At 68.7% G+C, this 19347-nt stretch carries 20 protein-coding genes; 10 read left to right on the forward strand and 10 right to left on the reverse strand.

Features of this window, described 5'->3' with window-relative positions:
- Positions 1 to 90: 90 nt before the first annotated feature.
- Both GLP40_RS23900 and GLP40_RS23905 read right to left on the reverse strand, forming a co-directional pair.
- Positions 91 to 1170, reverse strand: coding sequence for an acyl-CoA dehydrogenase family protein (locus GLP40_RS23900; protein WP_154790223.1), 1080 nt, complete (start codon positions 1168 to 1170; stop codon positions 91 to 93).
- A gap of 16 nt (positions 1171 to 1186) precedes the next feature.
- Positions 1187 to 2371, reverse strand: a complete 1185-nt coding sequence (locus tag GLP40_RS23905) for an acyl-CoA dehydrogenase family protein (protein WP_154790224.1) — start codon at positions 2369 to 2371, stop codon at positions 1187 to 1189.
- A 542-nt stretch (positions 2372 to 2913) separates the two neighbouring features.
- On the opposite strand from GLP40_RS23905, the gene GLP40_RS23910 reads away from it, so the two are divergent.
- Positions 2914 to 4077 (forward strand): MlaD family protein, encoded by a 1164-nt coding sequence (locus GLP40_RS23910; protein ID WP_328290590.1) that lies wholly within the window; start codon positions 2914 to 2916, stop codon positions 4075 to 4077.
- A gap of 246 nt (positions 4078 to 4323) precedes the next feature.
- A complete protein-coding gene (locus GLP40_RS23915) occupies positions 4324 to 4839 on the forward strand; it encodes a L,D-transpeptidase (protein ID WP_196054766.1) in 516 nt (171 codons plus the stop codon).
- An 83-nt stretch (positions 4840 to 4922) separates the two neighbouring features.
- Here the strand turns inward: GLP40_RS23915 and GLP40_RS23920 are convergent, their stop codons facing one another.
- Positions 4923 to 5321: an SgcJ/EcaC family oxidoreductase gene (locus GLP40_RS23920; protein ID WP_154790226.1), complete on the reverse strand. Its 399-nt coding sequence runs from the start codon at positions 5319 to 5321 to the stop codon at positions 4923 to 4925.
- A 120-nt stretch (positions 5322 to 5441) separates the two neighbouring features.
- On the opposite strand from GLP40_RS23920, the gene GLP40_RS23925 reads away from it, so the two are divergent.
- Positions 5442 to 6392 (forward strand): sigma-70 family RNA polymerase sigma factor, encoded by a 951-nt coding sequence (locus GLP40_RS23925; protein WP_154790227.1) that lies wholly within the window; start codon positions 5442 to 5444, stop codon positions 6390 to 6392.
- Between the two features lie 99 nt (positions 6393 to 6491).
- On the opposite strand, the gene GLP40_RS34565 is transcribed toward GLP40_RS23925, so the two are convergent.
- Entirely contained in the window at positions 6492 to 6641 is a 150-nt protein-coding gene (locus tag GLP40_RS34565; protein ID WP_154790228.1) for a response regulator transcription factor, read from the reverse strand.
- A 167-nt stretch (positions 6642 to 6808) separates the two neighbouring features.
- Here GLP40_RS34565 and GLP40_RS23935 point away from each other — a divergent pair, with 167 nt between their 5' ends.
- On the forward strand, positions 6809 to 8068 hold the full coding sequence (locus GLP40_RS23935; RefSeq protein ID WP_154790229.1) for a PucR family transcriptional regulator: 1260 nt from the start codon (positions 6809 to 6811) through the stop codon (positions 8066 to 8068).
- Here the strand turns inward: GLP40_RS23935 and GLP40_RS23940 are convergent.
- From GLP40_RS23940 to GLP40_RS23965, 6 genes are all read right to left on the reverse strand, one after another.
- Positions 7999 to 9324 (reverse strand): lipase family protein, encoded by a 1326-nt coding sequence (locus GLP40_RS23940; RefSeq protein WP_154790230.1) that lies wholly within the window; start codon positions 9322 to 9324, stop codon positions 7999 to 8001. The two genes, GLP40_RS23935 and GLP40_RS23940, sit on opposite strands and share 70 nt — an antisense overlap.
- Positions 9325 to 9638: 314 nt before the next feature.
- Positions 9639 to 10295 (reverse strand): TetR/AcrR family transcriptional regulator, encoded by a 657-nt coding sequence (locus GLP40_RS23945; RefSeq protein ID WP_328290580.1) that lies wholly within the window; start codon positions 10293 to 10295, stop codon positions 9639 to 9641.
- A gap of 61 nt (positions 10296 to 10356) precedes the next feature.
- Positions 10357 to 10635 carry a hypothetical protein gene (locus GLP40_RS23950; protein WP_154790231.1) on the reverse strand — a complete coding sequence of 93 codons (279 nt, stop codon included), beginning with the start codon at positions 10633 to 10635 and terminating at the stop codon, positions 10357 to 10359.
- 92 nt (positions 10636 to 10727) lie between these two features.
- Complete coding sequence (locus tag GLP40_RS23955; protein WP_154790232.1) at positions 10728 to 11003, reverse strand: Ada metal-binding domain-containing protein; 276 nt, start codon at positions 11001 to 11003, stop codon at positions 10728 to 10730.
- Positions 10996 to 11721 (reverse strand): 2OG-Fe(II) oxygenase, encoded by a 726-nt coding sequence (locus tag GLP40_RS23960; protein ID WP_154790314.1) that lies wholly within the window; start codon positions 11719 to 11721, stop codon positions 10996 to 10998. The genes GLP40_RS23955 and GLP40_RS23960 overlap by 8 nt, the downstream gene beginning before the upstream one ends.
- Positions 11721 to 12191, reverse strand: coding sequence for a methylated-DNA--[protein]-cysteine S-methyltransferase (locus GLP40_RS23965; protein ID WP_230329886.1), 471 nt, complete (start codon positions 12189 to 12191; stop codon positions 11721 to 11723). The genes GLP40_RS23960 and GLP40_RS23965 overlap by 1 nt, the downstream gene beginning before the upstream one ends.
- Before the next feature lie 264 nt (positions 12192 to 12455).
- Between GLP40_RS23965 and GLP40_RS34060 the strand changes: the two genes are divergently transcribed.
- The 6 genes from GLP40_RS34060 to GLP40_RS23995 all read left to right on the forward strand — a co-directional run bounded on the left by GLP40_RS34060 (position 12456) and on the right by GLP40_RS23995 (position 19228).
- A complete protein-coding gene (locus GLP40_RS34060; RefSeq protein WP_328290581.1) occupies positions 12456 to 12908 on the forward strand; it encodes a MarR family winged helix-turn-helix transcriptional regulator in 453 nt (150 codons plus the stop codon).
- A gap of 33 nt (positions 12909 to 12941) precedes the next feature.
- Positions 12942 to 13532: a hydrolase gene (locus GLP40_RS23975; RefSeq protein WP_328290582.1), complete on the forward strand. Its 591-nt coding sequence runs from the start codon at positions 12942 to 12944 to the stop codon at positions 13530 to 13532.
- Positions 13533 to 14122: 590 nt separating this feature from the next.
- Entirely contained in the window at positions 14123 to 14956 is an 834-nt protein-coding gene (locus tag GLP40_RS23980; RefSeq protein ID WP_154790235.1) for an alpha/beta fold hydrolase, read from the forward strand.
- 87 nt (positions 14957 to 15043) lie between these two features.
- Positions 15044 to 17833 carry a helix-turn-helix transcriptional regulator gene (locus GLP40_RS23985; protein ID WP_196054767.1) on the forward strand — a complete coding sequence of 930 codons (2790 nt, stop codon included), beginning with the start codon at positions 15044 to 15046 and terminating at the stop codon, positions 17831 to 17833.
- 160 nt (positions 17834 to 17993) lie between these two features.
- Positions 17994 to 18182 (forward strand): hypothetical protein, encoded by a 189-nt coding sequence (locus GLP40_RS33340; protein ID WP_196054772.1) that lies wholly within the window; start codon positions 17994 to 17996, stop codon positions 18180 to 18182.
- 26 nt (positions 18183 to 18208) lie between these two features.
- Positions 18209 to 19228, forward strand: a complete 1020-nt coding sequence (locus GLP40_RS23995; protein WP_230329863.1) for a zinc-dependent alcohol dehydrogenase family protein — start codon at positions 18209 to 18211, stop codon at positions 19226 to 19228.
- The last annotated feature ends 119 nt before the right edge of the window (positions 19229 to 19347 follow it).

The following is a 19347-nucleotide window of genomic DNA, read 5'->3' on the forward strand; positions in this document are numbered from 1 at the left end:
TGCGTACGAGGGGTGCGCATACGGCTCATGTAGGTGGGATGGCCGCCGCCGATCGAGGCGGCGGCGCCCGCCCGCCCCCGTCGAGTCCACTCACGGCACGTCGGCGTCCAGGTATGCGCCGAGCCGGCGCAGGTGCGTGGTGGCGGTGCCCGCCTCGAATTCGGCGCGTTTGGCGGCGGTGAAGTAACGCTGCATCGGGTAGTCGAGGTAGATGCCCGTGCTGGCGTGAATGTGAACGGCGGTGTGCGCGACGCGGTGCCCGGCCTCGGCGGCCCAGAATTTCGCCACGCCGATCTCGGATTCCGCGGGCAGGCCGTGGGACTCGCGCCAGGCGGCCTGCCAGAGGGTGAGGCGGACGGCCTCGACGTCGATATAGGCGTCGGCCAGGCGCTGCCGCACCGCTTGGAACGACCCAATGGGTTTGTCGAATTGCTTTCTGGTGCAGGCATATTCGCAGGTCATTTCCAGGGCGCGTTCGAGGATGCCCAGCTGGAGCGCGCAGGCGGCCAGGGCCGCGCGACGACCGGCCCAGCCGGGGGCGTCGGGCGCGGTGATCACCTGCTCGGCCGGCACCAGGACGTCACGCAGTTCCAGCAAGGCCGCGTCGGCGCCGTTCACCGCGTGCTGGGTGGTGACCGTGAGACCGTCGACGCCCCGATCCAGCAGGAGCAGAATCGAATTCGCACCCGCGCGGGCTTCGACGAGGAATCCGTCGGCGAAGGCACCGGCCGCCACCACCGATTGCGAACCCTGGACACGCCAGCCGTTCGCATCACGCTCGGACTCGACCGAGACGAAGTCGCGGGCGAGCGCGGACGCCACCGTCGTCTCGCCGCGCAGCAGCGGCCGAACCCAGCGCTCCACCTGCGAGTCGTCCCCGAACTCGGCCAGCGTCGCCGCGACCACGGCGATACTCGTGGAATACGGTACGGGGGCGACGGCCCGGCCGATCTCGGTCAGCACACCGCACTGTTCCAGCAGTCCGTAGCCGCCGCCGTCGACGCGCTCGGGCAGGGCCGCCTCCAGGAGCCCCGCACTCGCCGCGGCCTTCCACAACTCCGGATCGAATCCGGTGTCACCTGGCCGGGGATGGCGTTCGGCCCAGTCGGCGAGCATTTCGCGGGCCAACCCCGACAGTTCCCGCTGTGCTTCGGTGAGATCGAAATCCATTGTGCTACTCCTCTTCTCAGCGGGTGACCGGAAGGCCGAGGGCGGTCTTGGCGATGATGTCGCGCTGGATCTCGTTGGTGCCGCCGCCGAAGGTCAAGATGAGCGCGGAGCGATGGAAGCGTTCGATGCGTCCGCGCAGCAGCGCGCCCGGGGAATCGGCCCGGATCACCGCCTCGGCCCCGAGCACCTCCATGAGCAGCCGATATCCCTCGGTGGCGTATTCGGTCCCGAACACCTTGGTGGCGGAGGCATCCGCCGGGCCGAGTTCGCCGCGATCGGCCGCCCACGCGGTCCGCCAATTGCGCAGCTTCGAATACTCCGCGTGGGCGTGCACGCGAGCCAGGTGCAGCCGCACCCATTCGGCGTCCATGACCCGGGATCCGTCGGGCAGGACAGTGGCGCGCGCCCACGCGGTCACCTGGCGCAGCGACTCCTGCAAGGGCGCGGCCGAGGCGAGAGCGACGCGTTCGTGATTGAGCTGATTGGTGATCAACGCCCAGCCCTGGTTCTCACCGCCGACCAGGTTCGCGGCGGGCACCCGGACGTCGGAGTAGTAGGTGGCGCTGGTGCCCACACCTGCCATGGTGTGCACCTTGGTCCACGAGAACCCCGGCGAGGCAGTGGGAACGATGAAGATCGACAGCCCGGCATGTTTGCCCGCGCTCGGATCGGTGCGCGCCGCCAGCCAGATGTAGTCGGCGTATTCGATGAGGCTGGTCCACATCTTCTCGCCGTTGATGACGTACTCGTCCCCGTCGCGTTCGGCGCGAGTGCGCAAGGCGGCCAGATCCGTTCCGGCGCTCGGCTCGGAATAGCCTATGGAGAAGTGCAATTCGCCACGGGCGATCTTCGGCAGGAAGAAGGCCTGCTGCTCCTCGGTGCCGTACCGCATGATGGTCGGCCCGACCGTGTTGACCGTCAGATACGGCAGCGGCACGCCCGCCGCGGCGGCCTCGTCCAGGAAGATCAGCTGGTCGAGCATCGGACGCCCCTGCCCGCCATGCTCTTCCGGCCAGCCCAGCGCCAGCCATCCGTCCGTCCCCAGCCGGCGCACCACGTCCCGGTAGGCGGTGCCGTCCCCGTGCTCGCCGCCGGGACCCGGCCGCAGGGCCGCCCGGACCTCGGGAGTGACGAGGTCGGCGAAATACTCGCGCAGCCGCTTGCGCAGCCGGTCCTGTTCGTCGCTGAAACTGATGTGCATACGCTGAAGATAAGAAGCGGTGAGGCCGGATCCGCCCGGCTGGCAGCAAGCTGCCAGATCCGCCGGAACGACCCGGTCTCGTGTCACGATCGGGAAAGTGATGCGCGTACCACCGGCGGAGCGCGTGGCTCTCGCGGTGATATCGCATCCGTGTCGAGCACCTCGCCGGGCAGCCGAAACCGTTGCTCGACAGCGGTTTCGACGCCGATATCGGCTGTGTGAACGTGGTAACGGCGCATCGGCTCGATACGACCAACGTCAATGACCCGAGGGTGGGCATCGGGAGCGGCACAGGGCCGCACGGGATATGACGGAGTACGCCGGTCGGGTCGGGTTCGCGGTCGTCGATCGAGACGACCACCATGGCTCGCGGACGGGGTGGCTGCCTGCGCCGTTGTCGTCGCCGGCGGGCCGAGCGGATATCGACGCCCGTGCCGCGCTCCCCGCCACGACTGTGGTTAGATTGCGCGCAGTTTCGCCTGATGTTTGCTATGCATCGACCCTATTAATGCTGATCAGCGGTGGAGGCGGGCCATTTGAGCGTGCTGCGCGGGCATAGGACACTGTTGTCGAACCTGGCTCTGATCCTGCTACTCGCCGTCGGGGCAGGTTATCTGCTGATACACGTGGCGCGGGTGCGCACCACGGGCAGCACCTATGCCGTCACCGTCCAACTGGATCGATCCGGCGGTCTGCAGGTAGGTAACGACGTCACCTGGCGCGGGTATCGGGTGGGATCGGTCCGGGCGATCGAGATCATCAACGGCGGGGCCGGGGTGTCGGCGATCGCGGATATCGACAAGCGGTACCGGATTCCGGCCGATACCGAGATCGCGGTCGCGGCGCTGTCAGCGGCGGGCGAGCAGTACATCGACTTCCGGCCGCGCAGCGACCATCCGCCCTACCTGCACGACGGGCAGGTGGTGAGGTTCGATCCCGGCAAGATCACCACGCCCATGCCGGTCTCGCAGATGCTGACCGACAGCGAGGAGCTCATCGCGCAGATCGATCCGGACAAACTCGCGGTGATCCTCCAGAATCTGGACGTCGCGCTCAGCGGCGGGCCCGACCAGCTGCGCGGCCTGATCGACGGGTTGAGCATAGCCACCACCGGTTTGGACAACCGGCTGCCGCAGACGGTCAGCCTCATCGAGAACCTCCGCGTCATCGCCGGCACCACCTCGCACGCGCAACCTGACCTCGCCACGCTGACCGCCAACGCGTCGACCATCGTCGATCAGGCTCGCGCCGCCGACGGCGAATTGCGGCAATTCCTCGATCGCGCACCGGAACAGGTGTCCGTCGTCGATGCCACCCTGAACCGCAACATGGATCCGCTCCAGGGCCTGGCGACCACCATGGCCGCCATCACGCGGGCCGCCCTGCTGCGGCTGCCCGCGCTGCGCGCGCTGTTCCCGGCGCTGGTGATCGGCACCTCGGCCATAGGCGTGCCCGTCCATGACGGCGAGTTCTACACCATCGCGGACGCCTGGCCGCGACCGTTCTGCCAGTACCCGACCCGGACCGTGCCGCCGTTCATCGCCACCGTGCCCACCTTCAGCCGCTGGAACTACTGCGACAATCCGCCCGACGACCAGCAGATTCGCGGATCCGCCAACGCACCGCGCCCGAATGTCCCGAACAATGGCGCGCACCGGCCGACCGGCGTCGACCCGAATGAGCGCTCGCTGCCGCCGATTCGGTGATCTCGGGGCCGCGGCGGTGCTTCCGGCACGCTCGGCAGCGCGGTGATGCCGAGTGACCGCAATGTCGAGCGGGCCTGTCGGCGCGCCTGGGGCGGCTTATATCGCAAATCTCCCTTCGCACCAGTCAGAATGATCACCGGTACCCAGTGGTCCCATTCTCGTTCCGATGAAGAATGTCCCTTTGCCCTGACAGGCGGCATTGAACAGGGTGGCGGGCCGAGGCTAGGAGAGGGTCGAAACTCGATGATGAGCACAAGTTCCCTCGGCTTGGCGGCGCGATCGGCGGTCTTCGCCGGAGTCGCGGTCGCAGGTATCGCGGCGGTGCCCGCGCAAGCCGAACCATTGTGGCCCGGCGGGCCGGACGTGCCCGGTGTTCCCGCGATCATCCCCGGCATCGCGCCCAGCGATGTCAACGCGCCGTGCCAGACGGCGGGTACCCGCGCCTGCCTCAAACTCGGCAGCAATGAGGCGTGGCTGATGGACAACGGCAAGGTCGTCTTCGGCCCCACCCCGATCTCGCACGGGATGCCCGGATACGAGACCCCGCCGGGCGTCTTCCATGTGTCGTTCAAGGAGCCGTTCCACTGGAGCACCATGCACAACGCTCCGATGGAGTACGCGGTGTTCTTCAACGGGGACATCGCCTTCCACATCGGACCGGTGGACAAGAAGTCGCACGGCTGCATCCGGATGACACCGGACGGGGCGCGCGAATTCTTCAACTACCTCAACCCGGGCGACACCGTCGAGGTCGTGCCGTAAGGCAGTGAGAGCACGGGTGAGCCCCCTCCGGTCCGGCCGCAGGGGGCTCACTCATTTCCGGGTTTCGCCGGAGGTCCGCACAACTACGCCGAGCAGTTGTGGTAGGCGGTGAGCAGCCAGCGGCCGTCGCGCCGGATCAGCGTCCAGGTGGCGATCACCCAGCCGTCGGCCGGGGGCTCGGTCTCGCCCGCCATCACGACCGCGCCGCGACTGACCACGACGGCGGTGTCGGTGGTCGGGAAGCGGACGAGCTGTGGTTCGTCGACGGCGTGCGAATCGCGCAACGGGCCCGCGAAGCCGGCCGCCATAGAGGCGCGGACCGCCTCACGGCCGATATTGACCACGCCGCGCACGATGGAGGTGGCGTCGGGGTCGTAGTCGGCGATGAAGGCGTCGGCATCGTTGGCGGACCAGGCGCGGTAGAGGTTGTTCAGGACGTCGAGGACGGCCTCGCGGTCGGACTGTACGGCGGTATCGGTCATCGTTCCTCCTCGGATCGCGGCCGCGGTGAGCGGCTCACGAGTACCTACCGGCGGGCCGTGCCGGATTCATCGCCCGCGGTGTAGAAAGTGCGGCAGGGCCTTGATTCGAGGAGTGAGGGCATGGAGGACGCGGACTTCGCGGCGGACACCGACCGCTATCGACGGGAATTGCTCGCGCATTGCTATCGCATGCTCGGGTCGGTGCAGGACGCCGAGGATCTGGTACAGGAGACCTACCTGCGGGCCTGGCGGGCACGCGACCGCTACGACGAGAATCGGGCCGGGATGCGGACCTGGCTGTATCGGATCGCCACCAATGCCTGCCTGACCGCGCTCGAACAGCGGGCTCGGCGTCCGATGCCCTCCGGGCTGGGCCACGAGCCGGACGACGACCCGCGCGGGGCGTTGGTACACGGCGGGGAAATCCCTTGGCTGCAACCGATTCCGGATTCGCTGCTCGGCGATCCGTCGGAAGCCGCGGTGGCGCAGGGCAGTCTGCGGCTGGCGCTGGTGGCGGCCATGCAGCAGCTACCCGCCCGGCAGCGGGCGGTGCTGGTGCTGCGTGAGGTGCTGGACTGGCCCGCGACCGAGGTGGCGCAGGCGCTGGAGATGACTCCGGCCGCAGTCAACAGCGCATTGCAGCGGGCCCGGAAGACACTGAGCCAGAGCGGTGTCCGCGAGGACGAGGTCTTCGAGAGCACCGCGCAACGGACCATCGTGGACAGCTATGTCACGGCCTTCCGCAACGCCGATCTGGTGGCCCTCGCGAAGCTGCTGTCCGACGACGTGATCATGGAGATGCCGCCCATGCTCAATTGGTTCCTCGGGCGCGCGGACTACGTCGGGTTCATGGCCCGCGTCTTCGATGCCAACGGCACCGATTGGCGGTTGGTGCCGGTCGGGGCGAACGGCCAGCCCGCGCTGGCGGCCTATGTCCGCGATGGCGAGGACGGTTACGCGCTGCACACCTTGCAGGTCTTCACCGTCAACGGCGGGCTCATCACCAAACTGATCGCGTATCAGGTCGAGGAGATCTTCCGAATCTTCGGTCTGCCTGCCCGATTGCCCTGAGCCTCAGTCGTTTTCACCGGCGACAGGCAGCAGATCGTGGTCGCGTGCGAACGCCGCGGCCTCGGTCCGGCCGGCCACACCCAGCTTGGCGAGGATGCGCTAGACGTGCACGCCGGCGGTGTTGGCGCTGATGAACAACTCGGCCGCCAGGCCCCGGTTGCTCATGCCCTTGGCGACCAGACGAAGCACGTCCAACTCACGCGGGGTGAGCCCGAAGCGGCCGGATGTGCGGCCACCCTGTGGTTTCAGCGCCTCCGCCGCGGCTCGCCCGGCCGTGAGGCGAGCCGATCGCTACTCCCCACCCTCGGCGAGCTCGGCGGCGGCGGTCAAGCATATTGCCGCACAAGATGACCCACGATACAGTCACGGTCCAGTAGGAACGCTGACGTTCCCAGAGAGCGGTGGAGGATTCGCGCATGATCAAGGCAACGCAACCCCTCACGGCCGCACCGATTTCCGGACCGCTGCGCGATACGCGCGCCCTGTCCGCCGCCCTGGTCGCACACTTCGCCGAACACGTGGCCCGCTGCGGCACCCTCCCCGGTGACGCGCTGCGCGGCGAGGTCACCGCCGTCACCCGCACCTGCCTGGAGCTCGCTGCCGGGGTCCTGGAGGGCCGTGATGTGAGCGCCAAGATCGAACGGCTGCAACGCGCGGGCGCGGACTGGGCGCGCGAGGGCATTCCCATCGGGACCATTCACCGCGCCGTGCACGACGGATTCGCCCTGGGCTTCGATCTCATCGTGGACGCCACCGGCCCCGAGGACTACGCCCGGCTCGCGGTCACCGCGCGGCGCCTGTTCGAGGTGCTGACGATCGTGGATTCGGCCTTCGCGGTGGCCTATGTGCGCGAACACCGCGCGGTGGTGGCCGAGCACCACACGGCAGTCCACACCGTGGCCTCGGCACTGCTGGCCGGGCATCCCACCTCGACCATGGCCCGCGCCGGGGGCCTCGAGATCGACGAGTCCTATTACGTACTGGCCCTGAGCATTCCACCGCATCCCGGCGAAAAGGATCCCCGGGTGGACGGCGAGGTGGTGGCCCGGCGCAAGCTGCGGCGCGTCCAGTCCGAGCTGGCCCGCCGCTGCGCGGGGCACGCGCTGTCGCTGCTCGGCGCCGACGGCGGGACAGTGCTGCTGCCCGCGACCAAGCTGACGGACACCGACCTGGACGATCTGGTCGACGGATTGTCCACGGCCGCACAGGTTCTGGTGACCGCCACGGTGATCCACGCCGAGACGCAACGCATTCCGGATGCTGCCGAGCAGGCGCACGAACTGCTGGACATGGTGCATCGCCTCGAGTGCGCACCGGGCCTGCACCGCTTCGACGACCTGGCCATGGAATACCAGCTGACCCGTCCGGGCCCGGCCCGCGAATACCTCGGCACCCTGCTGGATCCGTTGGACGCTCACCCGGAACTGTTGGAAACTTTGCGCCGCCATATCGGCAACGACCTGAGCCGACGACATACGGCGCGCTTGTTGGGTGTGCACACCAATACGATCGACAATCGGCTCAAACGGATCGGACAGCTCACCGGATTCGATCCGGCGCAGCCGTCCGGATTGTGGTATCTACGGTCCGCGCTGGTGGCGCGGAGTTATCGGAAGTCCGACCGGGTGCGGATCGGACGGCCGGAAACCATCGTCGCCACAAGTTTGGCGAAGTGACCGTGCTCGGACAGGGCGCGCCGTGACGCGGCCACCGACCACACCGTGCGGACCTCCGCCGGGGGCAATGGGCGGTCGGCGAGGCGGTCGGCCAGCCAGTCCACCATCACCGGAATGGAGATGAACTGCAACGGCAGGTGCGTGCTGAGCCGGTCGCGCAGATAGCGGACGTGGGCTCCGCGGGCGTGATAGCGCTGCACGTGCGCATCGACATCGGCCACGGCGATCACCTCGTCATTGACGCCCTGGACGATGAACAGCGGCATGGCGGGGGCCTGCGCGCCCGGCTGGATGTCGTCGAGCACCGCCCGCATCTCGGGACGGGTCAGCAGGGCCCCGAGGCCACCTCTGATGTGCCGGTTGGCATTTCGCCCGGCGAAGCGGGCCAGCAGCGGAAATGTGGCGATCGATTCGGCGCGGTCGAGCAGGTCGAGATACTCCGCGGACACCAGGTCGCGCACACAGTCGTTCAACTCCGGATAGGCACGCCGCAGCCCGGAGGTGAACACCATGGCGAAACCCGCGAAGGGTGAACCGTTCAGGCGCACGCAGGCGGCGGCCGGATCGCCCACGGGCGAGCCCGCGACCGCGCCGGCGATATCGAGTTCGGGGGCGTAGTTGGCCGCCAGCTCCGCGGCCCACACCGTGGCCAGCCCACCACCGGAGTAGCCCCACAGGCCGATTCGGGTGCGCGGGTGCAGACCCAGCGGTGCGAACCGGAGGGCCGCGCGCAGGCCGTCGAGGGCGCGGTGGCCGGGCTCGCGAGCCGCGCCGAAGTGACCGCCCTGGCCCTCGTGATCGGGCACCGAGACCGCCCAGCCGCGCGCCAAGGCGGCGGCGATGAGTGGGAATTCCACCTGCGGGATGGCACCGAGCGCGCGGGCACCGTGCTGCAAAGCATACGAGGGGAAGCACTTCGACGCGACGGCGTCGATGGCGCACTGGAACGACACCAACGGCCGGTCCGCGGACGGGGCCGCGTCCCACGGCAGCAGGACCGTGGTGACCGTCACCTCCGGCCTGCCGTTGAGATCGGTACTGCGATACAGCAATTGCCACGCCCGGACGCGCTGCGGAATGCGCCCGAACAGGCCGAGCCGCACCGGCCGCGATCGCAGGATCGTGCCCGGCGGCACCGATCCCGGGTCGATGGTCGCATGGTAGAACGGATCCTCTCCGGGCAGGAGCGGATGTCCGCGTGGCCGATCGAATTCCTCTGTGACGCTGCTTGTTTCGACCGCATCGTCGATGGTCATCGTCGTCCTTTCGAAAGCGAATCGAGGCCGGGGAACACGGCCCCGACCTCCGCGGCTGTTGGTTTTCTCGACGGCGAAGCCCCCGAACGTCGGCTGGATATGCGGCGAAGGCGGCGGCGCGGGCGAATACGGCGCTGCCGAGGTGCGGATGGTCGGCCTCATGAAACCTCCCACCGCGTCCACGCGAATACGCCCCAGCGTGTCGAATCCGATTGCGACCGTAGGAGCCGGCTGCGGCCCGTGTCACCGGTGCTGTGCCAGGTGACAGGTGCGGCCCGCCGGGGACGGCGGCCCATTGTGGAGACGAACAGTCCTCAGGCGGGGGGCGTGGCCGCGATGGCGATGGCCGTGCGGGTGAACAGCGGCACCAATTCCGGCAGCGCCTGCGCGCCCTTGGTGTGCAGGCAGGCGCGCACCCGGTCGTCGATGCCGCCGAGCAGCATGTCGATCAACTGCCGATCGGGTTCGGCGGCCAGATCACCGTCGCGGATGCCGACTCGCGCGACCGCCATGATGTAGTCCGCGAATCGCTCGTGCACACGCAGCCGGTGTTCCACCAAACCCGGTCCGGCCGCCAGGGTTTCGACATACAGCGCGCGGGCCGCGGCCGGTTGCACGGACAGGACGCCGAGATAGATCTCGAAGGAAATCCGCACCCGGTCCGCGAAATTCACGCCCTCGAGCCCCGTGACGGTATCCTTCAGCTGTTCCAGTGCCGCACCGACAGCGAGATCGTATGCGGCGGCGAAACATTCGTCCTTTCCGCCGAAAACCGAGTAGAAGGTGCGGCGCGCCACCTGCGCCCGGGTCACGATATCGGCGACCGTCGTCGCCGCGAAACCGAGCTCCCCCACCGCCTCCAGCACAGCGGTGCACAGGCGCCGATACTGCGAAGCCTCCACCTGCTCGCGGGTCAACCCGTGCCGGCCACGCGGCAGCGGTCCCGACTCACCGATGGTTTCCACATTCACGTCCCCAGAATAGGTTTCCACGTCACCGAGCGACCAACGGTCCGGCCGATACCAGGGCGGTTCATCCAATAATCCCTGTCCCGTCACCGTCGTCACACCTTCCCGTCTCACCAATTCCGCAGGCCCAGTTCGGCCGTGTGGCCGAAATTCTCGCCCGCGAAAATCCGACGCCGAGGATCAGCGGGGTGTTCGGGCTCGAGCAGCCTGGTCCGGCGAAGATGGTCGACTCGAGCCCGCCCTCCCGGACCGGTCCGCCATTGCGGGCGAGGTCGGTGAGCAGGCGCAGGTCCCGGTACAGGCTCGAGTTGGCGCCGCCATCGGCGCCGGTGACCAGGTTCATGCGGCCGGGCGGCACCTGCGGCGCGCGGGGACCAATAGTTCTCCACGGCTGGTCAGCATGGGTCCAGGGTATTAGCTACCAACCGGTCTCGATCAGTCGGCGAGTCCGGCATGCCACGCCCGATAGGCTGCCCGCGAGCACACCGCGCACGGACGATACCCGGCCGCGATCGCGGTGTCCTCGTCCGCGAAGAACACCCGGTGGGCGATATAGCCGCCGCGGGCGAGGGCGCGCAGCGCGGCCGGGCAGTCCAGGCGGCCGTAGATCTTCAGGCGGCGATGCCCGCCGAGAGCGCCCGGGGTCCGGCTGCGGTACCGGCGGCCGTCCGCGCCGAGCAGGGTATATTCTCTCCCGGCGCTCTCAGGCATCGTGGAAGACCAGGCCCAGGGCGTGGCGCTGGCCGGACCGCACCAGGCTCACCCCGTGCCGCATGGGAGCCGCAGACCAGCCGCGCGCGCCACGCACCGGCCGGTCCCGGGTGGTGAAGATCAGACCATGCCCCTGCGGCAAGACCATTGCCGCGCCACGGGATTGGGCGCGTGGGCGCTGCTCGACCATGAGGAACTCACCGCCGGTGTAGTCCACGCCCGGTGCATCCAGGCCGATCACGACCTGGAGCGGAAACACCATGTCCCCGAACAGGTCCCGATGCAGGGCGTTCCAGTCTCCCGGGCCGTAACGCAGCAGGATCTGCGAGCCTTTCACCTGACCCGCCCGATGACACTGGGCGATCCACTCGTCGAGGCGTTCCGGCCACGTGCCGGGCCGCCCCAGCCGGGCGGCCCAGTTACGGGCCGTGGGAAGCAGTTTCGGGTAGAGGACGGCGCGCAGCTCGGCGACGATCTCGGGCAGATCATGGGTGAAATAGCGATACTCGCCCGCGCCGAAGCGGTGCCGGGCCATGTCGACGGTCGAGCGGAAGTGCCCGTCCTGGTCGTAAAGCCCCGCGAGGGCATGACATTCAGCAGCGGTGAGCAGCGGCCCGGTGAGGGCGTGACCGTACTCGTCGAGTTCGCCGACCAGGCTCGCCCACTCCTGCTGAGCGACCCGGCCTGCCCACACCGAACCCAGGTCGGCGGCCGTCATCATGCGGCCCGCTCGAGCTCCAGCAGCCGCCGCTTACGCTCCACGCCACCCGCGTAGCCGGTGAGCGAGCCGTCGGAACCGATCACGCGGTGACAGGGCCGCACGATCAGCAGCGGATTCGCCCCGATGGCCGAGCCCACCGCGCGCACGGCGGCCCGGGGTGCCCCGATCCGCGCCGCGATCTCGCCGTAGGTCGTGGTGGTCCCGTAGGGGATCTCGTCGAGCGCCCGCCAGACCCGTCTCCGGAAGTCGGTTCCGGCGGTGCCGACTCGGAGATCGAATTCGTCTCGCTCACCGGCGAAATAGGCGGTCAGCTGGCCGATCACGTCCGCGAAGGGCTCCGCGTCGGCGATCCAATCGCCCTCCCCGAGAATGCTTTTGCTTCCGGACATCGACACCGCGGTCAGTTCCACCGCGCCGCCGCGCCACTCTCCCGCCAGCAGCAGTTCCCCGACCGGGCTGGTCATCATGGTGTACACGCTCACCACTTCCTCCTCCATTGTCTTGTTCTGTTCCATCACCCACTCTGGCGCAGCCGATAACCGATAACCGGCGGGAATCAGCCATCGCGTTGGCGGCATTCGGACGGGCGGTCACACCGTGATGGGCAGGGCTGCCGAGTCGGCGGGAAGATTTCGCCACTGCGTCCGGCGTGGGCGCCGATGCTGGGGAACCCCTCCGAATTCAACAGTCAAACTTGCAAGTTTCGCTTCCTTTATGACACTCTGGAAATCGTGAGCGCGAACGCGAAGGCCCGGTCGACGGCCGAGGTCACCGCCGCCGCGAGTGAGCTGCGGATCGCGGCCAGCCGACTGCTGCGGCAATTGCGGTCGGCGCGAGCCGGAATCGAGATGACGCCCTCGCAGGCCGTGGCACTCAGTCGGCTCGGGCACGACGGACCCATGTCGGTGGCCGGGCTGGCGCGAGCCGAACGGGTGCGGCCGCAGTCCATGCGGACCACCCTCGCCGCCCTGGAGGAGCGCGGCCTGGTGACGCGCGCACCGCATCCGACCGATCACCGGCAGCTGCTCATGTCGCTGTCCGACGAGGGGCGGCGCCTGCTGCGTCTGGCTCACGACGCGAAGGAAGACTGGCTCGCCACCGCCATCGCCACCAAACTCTCTCCCGGCGAACAGGATTCGCTCATCGCAGCGATTCCACTGCTCGCTCGGCTCACCGAGGACTGACCGGAAGCCCCACTCCCAGAAAAGGATTACACCGTGACCGACGCCCTGCTGGATCCCAAGACCGCGCTGGTTCTCATCGACCTGCAGCGCGGCATCGTCACCGCGCCCACCCAGCCGCACACCGCGGACGAGGTGGTGTGCCGGGGAGCCGAGCTGGCCAAGGCCTTCCGCGACAAGGGTCTCCCGGTCGTGCTGGTGCGCGTCACCTTCGCCGAGGACGGCAGTGATATGCCGCCCGGCCGCACCATGCAGCCCGGTGGCCGCTTCACCCCACCCCAGGGCTGGGACGAGATCGTCGACGACCTCGACGCCCAGCCCACCGACATCCGTATCACCAAGCGCCAGTGGGGCGCCTTCCACGGCACCGACCTCGATCTCCACCTCCGCCGCCGCGGCATCACCGGCATCGTCCTGGGTGGCATCGCCACCAGTATCGGCGTCGAGTCCACCGCCCGCGCCGCCCACGAACACGGCTACCACGTCGTCGTCGCCACCGACGCCTCCGCCGACCGCGACCCCGCCTCCCACGCCCACTCGGTGGAGAGGATCTTCCCCCGCCTCGGCGTCACCGCCACCACCGAGGAGGTCCTCGCCGCCCTCACCGACCTCGAACCCCAACCCTGACAAACGATCCCGCCGCCGCGAAGGCTGAACGAATGAGCTTCACGCATGTGGTCCGACATGCCCTCGCCAGCAACCCGCAGGCATGAGCGGATGCCCTCGGAGGGGTCGGTGAGCGGCGCTGGAAGGTCGGGCGTGCCGCAGTAACTGGGGGTCGTGTGCGTCGACCACGAGCAAGCCCGGGTCGGCGAGACGGCAGCCCGCTTGCGCCTTCCGGGCTCGCACAGCCGCCGTCGTGACCCCAGCGCCATTGCCGTTGCGAACCATCCGATTCGGCGGCTCACTCGCCCTGTCAGGTTCGCGTTCTTGTCGTGAACGGGCCCCGATATGACCGAGGTCGCAGAACACCGGCCCGACCAACGTGCGAAGCACCGGCATTTCGGGTCGCGGTCTATGACTGTGTTCCGATGGCTACTCGATTGAACGCTGGCGACCACGTTCCAGACCGCAGTCATATGACGGATGTTCGGCGCTCGCACAGTGCCGAAAGTGGAGTGCGGATCCGATGTTCGCGGCCGCAGGCGTCGTGGCCCGGACCCGCGAGGGGCCGCCTCGTCCGAGCGCCGGCCTCACCGTTCACCCAGGAGGTTCGCATGCCTACATTGACGGTCGGCCACGAGAACGGCCACGACATCGAGATCTACTTCGAGGACCACGGAACAGGCCAGCCGGTCGTGGTGATCCACGGCTTTCCGCTCGACGGCCGCTCCTGGGATAAGCAGGCCCGCGCGCTGCTGGGCGCCGGATACCGGGTCGTCTCCTACGACCGCCGCGGCTTCGGCATGTCGAGCCACACGACGGTCGGGTTCGATTACGACACGTTCTCCGACGACCTCGCCGCGCTGCTGGACCACCTCGATCTGCGGAATGCGGTACTCGTCGGTTTCTCCATGGGAACGGGTGAGGTCACCCGGTACCTGGCGCGGCACGGCTCCGAGCGCGTGACCAAGGCAGTCTTGATGGCATCGGTCCCGCCCTTCCTACTCCGGACCGATGAAAACCCCGAGGGTGTCGAGGGCTCGGTATTCGAGGACATCAAGGCGGCCATCGCCGACGATCGCCCCGCGTACTTCAAGCAGTTCCTCGACGACTTCTTCAATGTCGACGTCCTCGGCGGAACCCGCATCAGCGAGCAGGCATGGCAGGCGGCCTTCGTGATGGCGCTGCAAGCGGGGGCATTCGCCACTTATGCCGCCGTCGACTCATGGCTCACCGACTTCCGTGCGGATCTGGGCAAGATCGACGTCCCCGTGCTGCTGATCCACGGCGACGCCGACCGGATCCTGCCATACGCCGCCACGGCGGCGCGGCTGCCGGGGCTGATCGCGGACCTGAAGGTGGTCACGGTCGCCGGCGGGCCGCACAACATCGCGTGGACCCATCCCGAGGTCGTGAACCCGGCGTTGCTGGAGTTCCTGAAGTCCTGACGTCGAACGGAGGGGCCGGCGACCGCCGGCCCTTCCGCTCGGCCCCACGGCTTTCGCCACCAGGTGGATCCTGCCACGATGTCCAGGATGAGGTCGAAAGACGGTTGGGACAGGGGTTGGCGCGACAGCCGGGAACAGCGCGCGGCTACGCCGGACCTCATAGGTCGCGACGACGAGATGGCCGCTATCGCGCGGTTCCTCGACAGCGCCGCGCGGGACGGCGCTGCGCTGGTGGTCACCGGTGACCCGGGAATGGGCAAGACCGCGTTGCTCGACATCGCCTTGGACAGGGCCGCAACCGAATTCGACGCTCGCATCCTGCGGGCCTCTGGAGCGGAGTTCGAGGCCGAACTGAGCTACGCCGGATTGCATCAGCTGCTGTTGCCGGTCTCGCCCGAGCTCGCCCACCTGCCGGAGGCCCATCGGGTAGCACTGCAGATCGCGCTGGGCATCGACGGTGGCCCAGCGCCGGACCGCCTCCTGCTGACCACCGCGACATTGACGTTGCTGCAGCGACTCGCACGCTCGGCCTTCGTCCTGGTCGTCGTCGACGACCTGCAATGGCTCGACCGCGCCAGCGCCGGCGTCCTCAGCCTCGTGGCCCGGCGTTCGGCCGGCTTCCGCGTCGGACTGCTGCTGACGCAGCGTTCCGGTTATGAGAGCTTCTTCGACCGTACGGCGATACCCGAACTCCCCCTTCCACCGTTGGATGCGGAGTCCGCCCGCGATCTGGTCCACTCGCTGCACCCGAGCTTCCATCAGTCGGTGCGAGAGCGGATCATCGAGCAGGGCGGTGGCAATCCGCTCGCCCTCATCGAACTTCCCCGCGTCCTCACCTCGGAGCAGGAATCGGGAGCCGACTTCCTGCCCGCCACTCTGCCGCTGACCGACCGGCTCCGGCGTCTGTTCACCGCGCGGGTCTCGCCGCTCCCGATACCGACCAGGCGACTGCTACTGCTGGCAGCGCTCGACCGCGGCACCGGAGCCGCACTGATGGACGTCATCGCGGCCTCCGGCCCCGACCTCGCCCCGGCCGAGGCGAGCGGCCTCGTCACCGTCGACCGCCGCGGCCGGCGTGTATTGTTCGCCCACCCCCTCATGCGGGCCGCGGTGGTCGATCTGGCATCGCCGCCGGAACGGCGAGCGGCGCACCGGCGCCTCGCTCAGCTCACGGAGCAGCCCGAGGCACGTGCGCTGCACCTGGCCGAGGCGGCACTCGGCCCGGATGACGCCATCGCCGAAGATTTGGCCCGGGTCGCCGACACCGCGCTGGCGCGCGGCGACTCGGTGCAGTCGGTGTCACTGCTGCTGCGCGCCGCCGAACTGACGACGCGACCCACCGAGCGGGCCCGGCGACTGACCGAGGCGGCCTACATCGGCGCGCACGTCACCGGCGCGCTGGACGGTGCCGGCACCCTGCTCGCCCGCGCGCGCGGCGAACATCCGGACGTGACCGACACACTGCGGACCGCGGCGGCCGCCGCCGCGCACCTGTTGAACTCCGACGGCGATATCGATACCGCGCACCGACTGCTGGTCGGCGCGCTCGACAGCACGCCGCTCGACCAGGCGAACCCGCGCAGCGTGGAGGCCCTGCTGCAGACGTTGACGACCGTCTGCTCATTCGGTGGGCGGGCGCAGTTGTGGACGGCGTTCGACGACGCTGTCGCCCGCTTCACTCCGCTGCTGTCGCAGGAGTTGCGAATCCAGGCGGTAACCTTCGCCGACCCCGTGCGCTCCACCCCGGCCGAACTGCGGTCACTCGATGCGATGCTCGCCGATCTCGACGACGAGGCGAACCCTTTGCGAATCGTCGACCTCGCCCGCGCCGGCTGGTACGTCGGCCGGGTACCCCGCGATGCCCTCCACCGTGTGGTCGCGGCCGGCCATTCCGGGGAGACGATCGCCCTCGCCGCCAACGCGTTGGTGATGCTGGGTGTCGACTCGTTCTTCGGCGGACGCTGGGACGAGACCCGGGCATTCGCCGATGAGGCGATCTCGCTGTGCGAAGACAACGGGTACGCACTGCTGCTGTGGGGCGCGCTGCTACCGCGGATGCTGCTCGCGGCGGCACGGGCGGATATGTCCTACCTCGCTGTCGCCCACAGCCGGATGCGGCAGTGGGCGCTGCCGCGAAACGCGCTGGCGGTCCGGACCTTCACCGCTTACGTCGATGGGCTGGCCGCGCTCAGCCAGGCCCGCTACCGGGAAGCACTCGACGCGTACTCCGCGGTCAGCGAACCGGGAACCTTCCCGCCGCATGAGCAGGTCACGCCGTGGATGGTCATGGACCTCGTCGAGGCCGCGGTACGCAGTGGTGCGAGCGAATCGGCGCGGGCGCATGTCCGAGCGGCCGCGGACGCCGGCATCCCCGAGCTGTCCCCGCACGCGCGGTTCCTGCACCAGGCCGCGACGGCACTGGCGTGCGACGACAATGTTTTTCCTGATCCGTACGAGGCGCTGCTGGCCGATCCGTCGTCGGCCCGCTGGCCGTTCGCGGTCGCTCGGGTCGAACTCGCTTACGGAGAACGCCTGAGGCGCGGGCGCGCCCTACGGGCAGCCCGCCCTTACCTCCTGAGTGCCCGCGAATGCTTCACCGCTCTCGCCGCGACTCCGTGGGTCGAGCGGGCGGAGGTAATGCTACGAGCCACCGGCCCGACCCGCCGGGCGGCCATCGACGGCCGCGATGCGGAGCTGACACCCCAAGAGTTACAGATCGCCCGTCTGGCCGCCTCGGGCCTGAGCAACCGGCAGATCGGCGAGCAGCTGTTCCTCTCACCACGCACAGTGGGCACGCACCTCTACCGCGTCTTCCCGAAGCTGGGCATCGCCTCCCGGGCCGCCCTACGCGACGCCTTGGTCGCGCTCGGGCAGTAGCCCGCCGGCCGGCAGGTGCGTGCGGCGGCCACTTCTGGTCGATGAGCGTCGAATGACGGATGTAGCGCGCCTCGGCCGACGCGAGCATGGACCGGCGGGCGATCTCGCTGACAGCGGGCTCGCCGCCGACCTGGCACCCACCGCGGAAAGGAAACCGAAGATGACCGATGCTCTCGAGATCACCACGTTCAGCCTCAGCAGCGGCATCGGCGAGGCCACGGCCCCCCACCACCACCGAAGCGCCGGCCATCCCGTCTCCGCCGTCGCGCGGGCCATCGGCTTCGCCATCGCCCGGCCACCGGAGGTCGATGTCAGCGAGATCATCGTCCGGCCCACTGCCCAGCGCTGACGGTGCCTGCGCGAACACAGAGATCAATGGAGGTATCGAAAACGATGAGTTCGAAAACGATGCGTGCGACAGTGCTCGAGACGTTCGGCTCGCCGCCGGTGCTGCGGACGATCCCGCGGCCGATTCCTGGGCCGGACCGCGTTCTCGTCAAAGTCGCTGCGAGCGGGGTCAATCCGCTGGACATCAAGATCAGCGATGGCGCCGCCGCGCACGCGCGGGTATCCGTACCGGCCATCCTGGGAATCGATGTCGCCGGTGTGGTGGTCGACGTCGCGCCGGGCTCGAGCGGCTTCGCCGTCGGAGACGAGGTGTACGGCATGATCGGCGGCGTCGGTGCGGAGCCGGGCTCGTTGGCGGAGTACGTCGCCGCCGACCCGGCGCTACTTGCCCATAAGCCACGACGCCTGACGATGCGCGAAGCGGCGGCGCTGCCGCTGGTGGCGATCACCGCGTGGGAGGCGCTCATCGACCGTGCCGGCGTCGCGGCCGGCGACCTGGTTCTGGTGCACGGCGGTGCCGGCGGCGTGGGGCATATCGCGGTCCAACTCGCGATCGCACGCGGCGCGACCGTCTACGCGACGGGGTCCGGCCGCAGTCTGGAACTGATCCGGTCGCTGGGCGCGGCCCCTATCGACTACACCACCACGACCGTCGAGCAGTACGTGCGGACCGCGACCGGTGGTGCGGGATTCGACATCGTTCTCGACACCATGGGTGGGGATACCCTCGACGCCTCGTTCGGTGCCGTCCGCCGTTACACCGGCCGCGTCGTGAGCATCCTGGGCTGGGGCGCTCACAGCCTCGCACCGCTCAGTTTCCGCGGCGCCAGCTACTCCGGGGTGTTCACTCTGCTGCCACTGTTGACCGGTGAAGGCAGGGCGCACCACGGCGAGATACTGACCGCCGTTGCCGAGCTTGTCGATCAGGGCTTTATCACGCCGATGGTCGACCCGACTTCGTACACCCTGACCGATGTTGCGCAAGCGCACCGTGCGGTCACTGCAGGAACGAGAAACGGCAAGGTTGTAATCACCGTCCAAAACTGAACAGCTGGCGAGTAACGAATCCGGTTACACGACCGGCGCCACACGTCATCGACGGCGGACTGATCATCGGCGTGCCGCACAAGACATTCGAACAACCGTCCCGTTCGTGCCAGCTCGGA

Source organism: Nocardia aurantiaca, assembly GCF_009708175.1.
GTDB lineage: Bacteria > Actinomycetota > Actinomycetes > Mycobacteriales > Mycobacteriaceae > Nocardia > Nocardia aurantiaca.

What these genes read in the sequence shown, in the direction of transcription:
- GLP40_RS23920 (WP_154790226.1), bottom strand. Translation starts at nt 5,321, where the DNA reads ATGACCGATACCGCCGTACAGTCCGACCGCGAGGCCGTCCTCGACGTC.
- GLP40_RS23940 (WP_154790230.1), bottom strand. Translation starts at nt 9,324, where the DNA reads ATGACCATCGACGATGCGGTCGAAACAAGCAGCGTCACAGAGGAATTC.
- GLP40_RS23905 (WP_154790224.1), bottom strand. Translation starts at nt 2,371, where the DNA reads ATGCACATCAGTTTCAGCGACGAACAGGACCGGCTGCGCAAGCGGCTG.
- GLP40_RS23900 (WP_154790223.1), bottom strand. Translation starts at nt 1,170, where the DNA reads ATGGATTTCGATCTCACCGAAGCACAGCGGGAACTGTCGGGGTTGGCC.
- GLP40_RS23915 (WP_196054766.1), top strand. Translation starts at nt 4,324, where the DNA reads ATGAGCACAAGTTCCCTCGGCTTGGCGGCGCGATCGGCGGTCTTCGCC.
- GLP40_RS23995 (WP_230329863.1), top strand. Translation starts at nt 18,209, where the DNA reads ATGGAGGTATCGAAAACGATGAGTTCGAAAACGATGCGTGCGACAGTG.
- GLP40_RS33340 (WP_196054772.1), top strand. Translation starts at nt 17,994, where the DNA reads ATGACCGATGCTCTCGAGATCACCACGTTCAGCCTCAGCAGCGGCATC.
- GLP40_RS23950 (WP_154790231.1), bottom strand. Translation starts at nt 10,635, where the DNA reads ATGAACCTGGTCACCGGCGCCGATGGCGGCGCCAACTCGAGCCTGTAC.
- GLP40_RS23935 (WP_154790229.1), top strand. Translation starts at nt 6,809, where the DNA reads ATGATCAAGGCAACGCAACCCCTCACGGCCGCACCGATTTCCGGACCG.
- GLP40_RS23985 (WP_196054767.1), top strand. Translation starts at nt 15,044, where the DNA reads ATGAGGTCGAAAGACGGTTGGGACAGGGGTTGGCGCGACAGCCGGGAA.
- GLP40_RS23955 (WP_154790232.1), bottom strand. Translation starts at nt 11,003, where the DNA reads ATGCCTGAGAGCGCCGGGAGAGAATATACCCTGCTCGGCGCGGACGGC.
- GLP40_RS23925 (WP_154790227.1), top strand. Translation starts at nt 5,442, where the DNA reads ATGGAGGACGCGGACTTCGCGGCGGACACCGACCGCTATCGACGGGAA.
- GLP40_RS23965 (WP_230329886.1), bottom strand. Translation starts at nt 12,191, where the DNA reads ATGATGACCAGCCCGGTCGGGGAACTGCTGCTGGCGGGAGAGTGGCGC.
- GLP40_RS23980 (WP_154790235.1), top strand. Translation starts at nt 14,123, where the DNA reads ATGCCTACATTGACGGTCGGCCACGAGAACGGCCACGACATCGAGATC.
- GLP40_RS23960 (WP_154790314.1), bottom strand. Translation starts at nt 11,721, where the DNA reads ATGACGGCCGCCGACCTGGGTTCGGTGTGGGCAGGCCGGGTCGCTCAG.